Annotated in this window: 8 protein-coding genes and 2 pseudogenes; 2 read left to right on the top strand and 8 right to left on the bottom strand. The window is 74.5% G+C overall.

Annotation, left to right across the window (positions count from 1 at the left end; all coding sequences use genetic code 11):
- From IE258_RS41590 to IE258_RS41585, 8 genes and pseudogenes are all read right to left on the bottom strand, one after another.
- Window positions 1–294 (bottom strand): annotated as a pseudogene (locus IE258_RS41590) (zinc ribbon domain-containing protein); the annotation flags it as partial.
- Window positions 291–800, bottom strand: coding sequence for a phage tail protein (locus tag IE258_RS40030; RefSeq protein WP_167308307.1), 510 nt, complete (start codon window positions 798–800; stop codon window positions 291–293). The pseudogene IE258_RS41590 and the gene IE258_RS40030, both read right to left, overlap by 4 nt.
- A gap of 59 nt (window positions 801–859) precedes the next feature.
- On the bottom strand, window positions 860–2818 hold the full coding sequence (locus IE258_RS40025; RefSeq protein WP_189750708.1) for a putative baseplate assembly protein: 1959 nt from the start codon (window positions 2816–2818) through the stop codon (window positions 860–862).
- Window positions 2818–3270 (bottom strand): GPW/gp25 family protein, encoded by a 453-nt coding sequence (locus IE258_RS40020; RefSeq protein ID WP_030187795.1) that lies wholly within the window; start codon window positions 3268–3270, stop codon window positions 2818–2820. Before IE258_RS40020 ends, IE258_RS40025 begins: the two co-directional genes overlap by 1 nt.
- A 34-nt stretch (window positions 3271–3304) precedes the next feature.
- Window positions 3305–5239 carry a VgrG-related protein gene (locus IE258_RS40015; protein ID WP_189750707.1) on the bottom strand — a complete coding sequence of 645 codons (1935 nt, stop codon included), beginning with the start codon at window positions 5237–5239 and terminating at the stop codon, window positions 3305–3307.
- A complete protein-coding gene (locus IE258_RS40010; RefSeq protein ID WP_159330711.1) occupies window positions 5239–5958 on the bottom strand; it encodes a CIS tube protein in 720 nt (239 codons plus the stop codon). The genes IE258_RS40015 and IE258_RS40010 overlap by 1 nt, the downstream gene beginning before the upstream one ends.
- 28 nt (window positions 5959–5986) lie before the next feature.
- Window positions 5987–6409 (bottom strand): phage tail protein, encoded by a 423-nt coding sequence (locus IE258_RS40005; protein WP_076975496.1) that lies wholly within the window; start codon window positions 6407–6409, stop codon window positions 5987–5989.
- A 93-nt stretch (window positions 6410–6502) separates the two neighbouring features.
- A complete protein-coding gene (locus IE258_RS41585) occupies window positions 6503–8956 on the bottom strand; it encodes a hypothetical protein (RefSeq protein WP_229892751.1) in 2454 nt (817 codons plus the stop codon).
- Between IE258_RS41585 and IE258_RS39995 the strand changes: the two genes are divergently transcribed.
- On the top strand, window positions 8922–9149 hold the full coding sequence (locus tag IE258_RS39995) for a hypothetical protein (RefSeq protein ID WP_189750706.1): 228 nt from the start codon (window positions 8922–8924) through the stop codon (window positions 9147–9149). The two genes, IE258_RS41585 and IE258_RS39995, sit on opposite strands and share 35 nt — an antisense overlap.
- Window positions 9150–9284: 135 nt before the next feature.
- Window positions 9285–9712, top strand: a pseudogene (locus tag IE258_RS39990) (hypothetical protein); the annotation flags it as partial.

Here is a 9712-nt window from a genome sequence, read left to right as displayed (position 1 = left end):
GCCTGCCGGGCGGCGCGGCTGGGGCAGCGTCGGGTTGTCCCCGATGGCGCCGACCGGCTCGTCGGCGGCGCCCGCGGCGGGCGTCGCGGCCGGGCGGCCGGTGCGGGCGGGGGGCACGCCCGCGCCGCCGAAGGCGTCGAAGCCGGGGCTCTGGTCGGACGTGGCGGCCGCGGGCTGTGCGGTGCGGGCGGCGGCGCCGGCCTGGTCCCAGCTGAGTACGGCGCCGCACGCGTCGCAGAAGGACTGGCCCGGTTCCGCGCGGGTTCCGCACTCGGCGCAGTTCTGCGTGGTCATCTCTCCGGGGTCCTTTCGGAGGCGGTCACTTCGACCGTGTAGGGCATGTGGGCGGGGCGGGCGGCGGCGACGAGGGCGTCCAGCCGGTGGACGTCGACGGGCCTGGGCTCGGGCAGCCGGAGGGCGACGTGCAGCTGCGGGCGGGGCCGGCCGGGGAACGGGCCGAGCGGCCGGGCGTTCCACACGGCGCCGCCGCTCTCGGTGATCTCCGGCGCGACACCGAAGGCGAGCCGGACGGTCTCGGACAGGCCCTGCAGGGTGCCGCGTACGCGGTGCAGCCGGGCAGCGGCGGCGACGGCGGCGCGCAGCATCGGTTCGGCCTCGGTGCCGTCGGTCTCCGCGCCGACCCAGGTGCCGAGCCACTGCGCGAAGTCCGCCGGGGTGAGGGCGGGGTCGAAGTAGGTGTCCAGGCAGTCCAGGACGTTCAGGATGGGTGCGAGGACGTCGTCGAGGCCGCCGACGAAGCGCAGCGCGAGGTCGTCGTCGGCGAAGACGGCCGGCAGCATCGACGCGATGGGCAGCGACGAGCCGAGTCCGTCGACGGAGCCCCGTTGCGAGGCGGACTTCACGCGCTGTCCCCGATCACGCGGACCCGGTGGTCGTAGGAGAAGACCAGGGCGGGTGCGTCGAGGTCGATGCGGTTGGTGGGGTCGCCGCGCTTGCCGGTGAGCGGGTCGGCCGGGTGCAGGACGACCTCGTCGACGAGTTCGACGCCGGGGACGCGCTGGAGGACGGCGAACAGCTCACCGGTCTGCACGGGGCGCCCGAAGGGCCAGCCCTTGCCGTCGGAGCCGCCGGTGAGCGGGTCGAGGTGGCGGTAGAGGGCGTCGTGGGCCTGTCGGCGCACGCGGTCGGCGTCGACGTCGCGGAAGGCGTGGACGGTGGCGACGACGGTGACGCCCTGGTAGTAGGGCGGCCCGACGGCGAGCCGGGTGCCGATCAGGCGGCGTTCGTCGAGGTGGCGGGTGATGCGGCTCAGGAGGGCGTCACCGGGCACGAGTTGCTCGAAGCGGAGGCGTCCGCCGGGGTCCGGGACGGCCTGGGGGACGACGAGGACGCGGACGGCGTGGGCGCCGTACTCGTTCTCCGCGCCCTCCAGGCAGGTGATGCGGGCGGTCTCGGGGGCGGCGCGGCGGGCGAGTTCCTCGTAGTCGCGCAGCGTGACGGCGCGTTCCTGGGCGCGCAGGGTGATGGGGGCCCGCAGCTTGGCCTCCTCGATGGTCTCGCCGTCGACGCCGCCGAGCGCGGCCTCGCGGTTGACGACCTCGGAGACGTACGGGATGGAGGTGCGCAGCACCTGTACGGCGCCGCGGGCCACGTTGCCCGCCCTGCCCCCGCCGGTGCGGTAGCGGCGGGCGCGGATGACGGCGCCCTTGGGCGGGACGGCCCCGTACTGGCGCAGGGTGCCGTCGGCCTCGCGGACGGCGGGGCCGAAGGCGATCTCGCCGGTGGTGGCGTCGACGGTGATGTGGTGGTCGTCCGGGTGGGAGCCGGAGAAGTGCGGGACCACCTGCCAGTCCTGCCAGCCGTCGTCGGCGGCGGTCTGGAGCAGGACGGACGGCTCGCCGGCGACGACGGGGGCGTGTTCGAGCCTCAGCCGCTGGCCGGGCAGGCCGGTGGACTCGCCGAGGGGCTCGTCGAGGACGGTCTCGGCGTGGATGGAGCCGGTGGTGCCGCCGATGGTGTACGCCTCGGCGGAACGGATGGTCGGCGAGGTGGTGTAGAAGGGCTGGCCGCTCAGCGGTTCGGTGACCCGGCAGCGGATCCAGCCGGCCTCGTGGCCGCCGTTGCGGGACAGCACGTGGCCGCCGGGTATGTGGAGCACGACGTCGCCGGGGCGGTTGAGGCCACCGGTGCCGTCGCGGTCGACCTCGCAGGACTGCCAGCCGTCCTCGGTCCAGGCCTCCCAGACCAGCGGCGGCTGGCGCGGGTCGACACCGACGCCGTCGACGCGGCTGTCGAGTTCGAGCGCGAGCGCGCAGTCGGGGACGGCGGCGGTGAGGCCGATGAGCATGCAGTCGCCGGGGCCCGGCGCCTCGGCGAAGCACAGCACGTCCTTGCTCTCGGCGAGGTCCGTGGTGCGGTCGCTGACGGCTTCGCCGCGGACCTGCGTCACCAGGCGGCCCAACGTGCACGGGACGATGCGCAGGTCCTGCTCGGTGGCGAACACGACGGCCTCGTCGCGTTCGGTGCGCAGGGTGGCGACCTCGGTGCCGACCGGGACCAGGATCGCGTCCTCCTGCGGTGCGGACAGCCAGAAGGTGACGTCCGTGCGCGCGGCCGACGGCGGGAACAGCGTGATGCCGACCAGGTCCAGGAAGGCGAGGTGGTTCTTGTCCGGGACCCGGTTGAGCCGGTACACGATCTGGTCGGCCATGTGGGCCACCGTCTCGACGAGCGTGACACCGGGGTCCGAGACGTTGTGGTCGGTCCACTCCGGGGCGCGCTGCTGGATGTAGCGCTTGGCATCGTCGACGAACTGCTGGAAGCGGCGGTCGTCGAGGTTGGGAGAGGGCAGGGGCATCAGCGGTCGCTTTCGGGAGAGCCCGGGAGACCGGCCGGAGCGTCGGGGAGGTCGGGCTCGTCGTGGGAGGGGATGACGTAGAACGGGAAGACGAGGCTGCGCGGGTTGTTGGTGCCGCGGATCGAGTAACGGACGTCGATGAAGAGGACGTTCTGGTCCTCGCCGGTGGTGACGTCCACGTCGTGGACCTCGATGCGCGGTTCCCAGCGGTCCAGGGTGACATACACCTCGTGCTGGATCCGGCCGGCCGTCTGCTCGTTGACGGGGGCGAAGACGAGGTCGTGGATGGCGCAACCGAACTCGGGGCGCATCGGGCGCTCTCCGGGAGCGGTGGCCAGGATGAGCCGCATGGCCTCCTCCACCTCCTGTTCGCCGCTGACCAGGGCGATCCCGCCGGTGGGCCCGATACGCAGCGGGAACGACCAGCCGGAGCCGACGAACTGTTCGGCCATCAGAGAGCAACCTGCCTTCCTCTAGAACGCTTCGTCACAGGCCCGGCACGGGGATGGTCGCGACCTTGAAGATGGGCGTCTTGACCTCGAAGGTCGCGCCGACGATCCTCGTCATGACGGAGTTGATCTGCACGTTGACGGTGCCGGAGATGGTCGTCGCGGCCCCGGCGCTCAGCGTCGCGGCGCCGGCCGCGCCCAGGTTCAGGGCGCCTCCCGCGTTGACCCCGACCAGACCCCCACTGCGCATGTTGATCATGCTGCCGCCCTGGATGCTGAGGGGTCCGCCGCTCTTGATGGTCAGGGAGCGTCTGGCGCTGAGCGACAGGTCGGTGCCCGCGTCCACCGACACCGAGCGGCTGCCGGTGATGCTGACGGAGCCCTTGCTGTCGACGGTGATCTCGGTCTTGGTGCGGTCGAGATTGATGGTCAGCTTGTCGTTGCCGCTGGCGATCCGCACGCCCTGCTTGCGTCCGCCGGTGCGCTGGCTGAGCAGGTCGACGCGGTTGCCCTGGCGGTCGGACAGGGTGTGCCGTACGGCCTTCTTCTTCAGGCCGTCGTGCAGGGGCACGTCGCTCTTGGTCGGCACGTCCCGGCCGTTGTAGAGGCCGCCGATCACGAACGGGTGGTCCAGCGCCCCCCGGTCGAAGGCGACCAGCACCTCGTCGCCGACGTCCATGGGGAAGATGCCGCCGCCCGCCACGCCGCCCATCTGCACGCTGCGCGCCCAGTCGCTGACGTAGGTGTCGTCCAGCCACGGGAACTGCAGCTTGACCCTGCCCTGCTTGAGGGGGTCCTGTACGTCGGTGACGATGGCGTTGGCGACGCTGGGCAGCCGGGCTGCGCTCGCCGGGTCCGAGCCGCCGCCACCGCCCGAGGCGAGCCCGTACAGGGAACGCCACTGGCGTCCGCTGACCGTGATCCAGGACTCGTAGGCGACGCCGTCGCCGAAGTGGTGGCGTACCGAGGTGACGGTGTACTTGCCCTCGAAGGGGGTGCCGACGTCGGCGAGCGCGACGGGGACGCCGGGCCGCAGGTCGGGGTGGCCGTTGGCGGCGACCTCCAACTCGGCGAAGGACGCGGTGACGTCGGAGGCGAGGGCCTTCGCGGCGTTCTGCACCTCGTCCTGCTTGTCGTACGGGTTGGCGGTCTCGACGAGTTTGCCGGGCTTGAACTTGCCGGCGGCCGTGCCGGGCGTCCACTTGATGCCGATGCCGGGGTCGGTGGTGGCCGGCGCGACCTCGGTGATCTTCTTCTTGGTGGTGACGTTCCAGCCGCGCGACTCCACCTTGCCGATCTGGTCGGCGGCGGTGACGGCGGCCCGCAGCCGCAGGATGTCGTGGCCGGCCTGGAGGACGAAGGTGCTCTGGTCGCCGTCCGTGTTCGGCGAGGGCGCTCCGGCCGACGGCTTGGGCGTGACGAACCGGAACTTCCCCTTGGAGTCCAGGTACATGATCATCTTGTTCTCGTCGGCGAGCCGGGCGAGGAAGTCCCAGTCGGTGACGTTGGGCTGGGCGATGAACGCGTAGGTGCCCTTGGTCGCCTGGATGCGGCCGACGGAGACGCCGTCCATCTTCACCAGCTTGCTGGCGATGTCGGACGCCTTCTGGTTGCGGTACGCGGCCACCCGGCGCTGGCGCATCAGCCGGTGCCCGTAGTCGTAGCCGCGGATGACGGTGAAGCTGCCGGTGCCGTCGTAGTCGGTCTCCAGGCCGGTGACCTCACCGGTCAGCAGGGGGTTGTTCTTGCCCTGCCCGTCGGCGATCGGCGTGATGACGACCGGGGTGCCGAACTGCACGTTCAGGTCGCCGAGGAGCTTGTGGTACGGGTCGCGGAAGGTGAGCCGGAACGCCGCAGGCACGTTGACGCCCTGGTCGACCCATCCGTCGGTGAGCATCGGGGCGATGTTGTCGGGCAGCTTGGCTCCGCCGATCTTCACCTCGACGATGCTGGAGAAGGAGGGACGCACCATCAGTGAGGCACCTCCTCGGTGGCCGGCAGGATGAGTTCGGTGCCGGTCGGCAGGTGGGACGGGTCGTCGATGCCGTTGGCCTCGGCGATCACCCGCCACGCGTTGGCGCTGCCGTACTCGCTCCACGCCAGCGACTGGAGCGAGTCACCCGCGACGACCCGGTGCACGCGCTGGGCGGTGAGGGCGCCGGAGGTCGGGTTCTGCCTCGGGGTCGGGCCGGGAATCTCCACCAGGGCCAGCTGGCAGGTGGCGCGGATGGGGACGCCGGCGGTGCCGAAGAGCGTGTACTGGGTCTCGATGGACGCGACGTAGGCGTTGAACCGGGCCGTGGAGAACGAACCCCACTCGAAGATCACCCAGGGCGGTGACGGCTGCTTGGCGGCCAGGCTCTTGGCGGTGACCTCGCAGCAGATCAGCAGCGACTCGACCTTCTTCATCACGGTGTTGCCGCCGGGCTTCATGGAGGAGTCCAGGAAGATCTCCAGGGTCATCTCCCGCGGCTCGGCACCCAGGAACTGCGGCTTGGCGGCCTTGCGCACGGCCGCCGTCGGGGTCGCCTTCCACTGGGAGCGCTGACTGATCGAGAGCTGCGCCGGGTTGAACTCGAACGGGAACCGCTTGATCAGCCCGCCGGGTGAGGTGGACTTGCCGGTGGGCGGCTCGTGGATGGCGAGGTTGGCGCGTACGAGGCTCTTGCCGGCGCCCTTGCTTGTGGCCATGGTTCTTCCTCTCTGCTCGGCGGCGCCGTCAGTCCGTGAACCCGTGGTGGGCGATCTCCAGGACCTCGTTGGCCACGGACGCGCTGCCGGGGTCGAGGCTCGGGCCCTGCCAGCTGACGGGCAGGACGTCGATCAGCCCCCAGCGGGCGACCAGCGACCCGTCCGCGCGCAGGGCGGAGATCTGCGCCGTGGGCCGCTGGATGCCGGTCTGCACGGACGAGATCCACTTGGCGACCTTCGCCGTGTCCGGGGTGAGCGGGCGGGTCAGCCGGATGTTGGAGTAGGTGACGCGCGTGGGCAGCTGCCAGACGAAGCCGTTGTTGCCGCCCTCCTGGCGCTGTTCCACCTCCACCTGGGTCGACAGGCCCTCGCACCCGTTGAAGTAGCCGAGGCTCTCGCCGTCGATGGCGAGGCTGAACCAGATGGAAGAGCCCGGGTCCTTACGGCTCATCGGGGGTCGACCTTTCTTGTCGGGGAACGGTGGCGGGCGGGTGGCGCGGCCCTCGGGGCGGTCCGGCCGTCCGGCGGGGCCGGTGCGGTCCGGTCAGCGCGGGTCGCGCAGTCTGCCGATCCGTTCGCGGTCCATGCGCAGTTCGGTGCGGACGAGACGGGTGACGCGGCCGATGATCCGGTGCACCAGTTCGTCGAGCTGGAAGTCGGTGAGCTGCCGCGGGTCGAGCCCGCCTTCGGGGACCGCCGTGTACCCGGGCGGGGGCTCCTCGGAGGGCCGTGCGCCCCCGCCCGCCTCGTACGGGGGCGGCGGGTCGCTGTACGGGGGCGGCGGTTCGTTCGGTCCCGGACGGGACGACGGGGGGTCCAGCCGGGTCAGGTTGTCGACCACGGTGGCGGCCGTGGCGGAGGCCAGCGCGGCGGTGGTGCGTCCGGCGCGGTGGGAACGGCGGAAGGAGAACCGCTGGACCGGCGGCAGATCGGCGGACGCGGCGCCGGCCGGGGCGAGGGCGTCCGGTGCGGGGTCCGAGGGCGCCGCCTGCGGGGCGACGGGCAGCGCGGGCGCGGCAGTCGACGGCCGGGGCGGGGTGAGCGGGGCCACCGGGAGCGGGGCACCGGTGGCGGCGGCGCCGGGGGACACGGGCTTGCGCAGGGGGACGGCCTTGGCGGGCGCGCGCTGCACGACGGGGGGCGCGGGCCCGTCGCCACCTGGCAGCGACGGAGGCGTGAAGGGCGGCGCCGCCGGGGGCGCCGACATGGCAGCGAAGGGGGGTGTGTCGGGCGTGGTCAGAGCGGCGAAGGAGGGTGTGTCGGGCGTCGTCATGGCAGCGAAGGGCGGCACCGCGTGCATGGCGGTGGCGGCGGCCGTGGTCGTCGTCGTGACGGGGGGTGCCGCGGGCGCGACGGACTGGGCGGTGGCCCGCTGGACCGGCGGGGCGAATGCGCCGCCTTCGGTCGCGGAGGACACCGGTGCCGGGGACCGGGCGGTGAGCGAGGTGGTGTCGCGCGGGGGCGCGGCGAGGGGCGCGCCGAGCGGAGAACGACGCGCGGGCGCCGCGGCCGGCCCCGCCGGTGCGGCGGTGGACGCGGGTGCCTGTGCCGGTGACTGCGCCGCCGGCGGTGCCGGCGACACGGTCGGACGTACGGCGCCGACCGGGCCGGACGAGGTGGGCGCGCCGAGCCCCGGACGCCGCCCGGCCGCGCTGCGCTGCACGGGGGCCGCCGGGGCGGCCGACTTGCCGGTCGCCGGCGGGGACAGCGGTACGGCGGGGGTGGGCGCGTTACGGGTCGCGGGCGTGGTGGACGTGGTGGACCCGGTGACGGTGGTCGCGGGGCTCGGTCCGTCCGGCACCCGGCGCTGGACGGGGGGCAGCTGCCGACCGTCCGTAGGACCTTCGGCCGCTGACACGGCTCGCTGGACCGGGGGGCCGGCGGGACCGGCGGTGCTGGCTCCCGGCGTGGGCGAGGACGACGGCGAGGGTGCCGCTGTGCCGCCGGTGGACGGGGTGCCGGTGCCAGTGCCGGTCGCAGGGTCGGTGGCGGGCCGGGGCTCCGCCCGGCGCACCGGGGCGGTCGCGCCCTGTGCCGCGTCCGAGGCGGTGCCGGCCGCGGGCGTGACCGGCCGAACGGGGGCGCGGGGCCCCGACTCGGGCTGGGACACGGCGCGTTGTACCGGGCCCGGGGCGCCGGTCGTGGTGGCCTCCGGCGAACCGGTCCGGCGGTCGCCCGCGGAGACGGGGCGGTCGGGCTGCGCGGCGGCTCGTCGGGTGGCGGCTGTGTCGTTGCCCGCCGGGGAAGGCGCGCCGCCGTCCGTGCGGCGTACGGCACGCTGCACCGGCGGCGTCGAGGCCGCGGCGCCGTTGCCCGCCGGGGCGGTGGACGCGGGGCCGTTGCCCGGGGTGTCGGCCGGTGTGGGGCTGGACGGCTGGGCGACGGTGCGCTGGACCGGGGGTGTGCCGGGTGCGGTGCCGCTGTTGGCCGGTGCGGGGGTCGGCGGGTTGCTGTTGCCGGACGGTCGGGCGGTGGTCCGCTGGACCGGCGTGGCGGCGGGCGTGGTGCCGACGTCCGGTGCGGTGGCCGCCGGGTTGCCGCTGCTGGGTGGCGCGGGGGTTCGCCGTACCGGGCTGTCCGCTGCGGTACCGCTGTCGGCCGGTGTGGTCGACGGGTTGCCGCTGCCCGGCTGTGCCGGGGAGCCGGACGGGCGGGTGGTGGCGCGCTGGATCGGGGGTGTGCCGGGTGCGGTGCCGCTGTTGGCCGGTGCGGGGGTCGGCGGGTTGCCGTTGCCGGTCGGTCGTGTGGTGGCGCGCTGGACGGGCGTGGTGCTGCCGCTCGGTGCGGTGGCTGCCGGGTTGCTGTCGCCGGGCCGTGCGGTGCCGCGTCCTGCCGGGGTGTCGGTCGGCAAGGGGCTGGACGGCTGGGCGACGGTGCGCTGGACCGGCGGTGTGCCGGACGCGGACCCGCCGTGACTCGGCGCGGAGGTGGTCGGCGGGTTGCCGTCGCTGGACGGTCGCGGCGTGGTGGTCCGCTGGACGGGCGTGGTGCCGGGCACGGAGCCGCTGCTCGCCGGCGCGGGGGCCGAAGGGTTGCTGCCGCCGGTCGGGCGGGCGCCGGCGCGCTGGACGGGCGGTGTGCCGGACGGGGAGCCGCTGTTGCCCGGTGTGGGGGTCGGCGGGTTGCCGCCGCTGGACGGCCGTGCGGTGGTCCGCTGGACCGGCGTGGTGCCGGACGCGGAGCCGCCGTGACTCGGTGCGGGGGTCGGCGGGTTGCTGTTGCCGGACGGGCGTGTGGTGGCGCGCTGGACCGGGGGTGTGCCGGGTGCGGTGCCGCTGTTGGCCGGGGCGGGCGTTGAGGGGTTGCTGTCGCCGGTCGGTCGTGTGGTGGCCCGCTGGACGGGTGTGGTGCTGCCGCCCGGTGCGGTGGCCGCCGGGTTGCCGCCGGTGGGCCGCTGGGCGCCGCGTCCTGCCGGAGCGTCGGTCGGCGAGAGCCCGGACGGCCGTACGGCGGTGCGCTGGACCGGCGGTGTGCCGGACGCGGTGCCGCTGTTCGCCGCAGCCGAGGGGGACGGGTTGCCGCCGTCGGGCCGCCGTACCGGGGACGCCGGTGCCGTCGCGTCGCCGGACGCGCCCGGGGCCGGTGTGGTCCCGGGCGCGGACGCCGCCCGCTGGACGGGTGCCCCGGTCGGTGCGGGCGCCGGGGTGACGGAACCCCGGGCCGGGGAGGTGCTGCCCGCCGGTGTCGAGCCGTGGGCCGGGGAGGTGCTGCCCGCCGGTGTCGAGCCGTGGGCCGGGGAGGTGCTGCCCGCCGG

It is taken from the genome of Streptomyces tendae (genome assembly GCF_014650435.1).
GTDB classification, from domain to species: Bacteria; Actinomycetota; Actinomycetes; order Streptomycetales; family Streptomycetaceae; genus Streptomyces; species Streptomyces tendae.
This window is presented reverse-complemented; position numbering and strand designations above follow the sequence as displayed.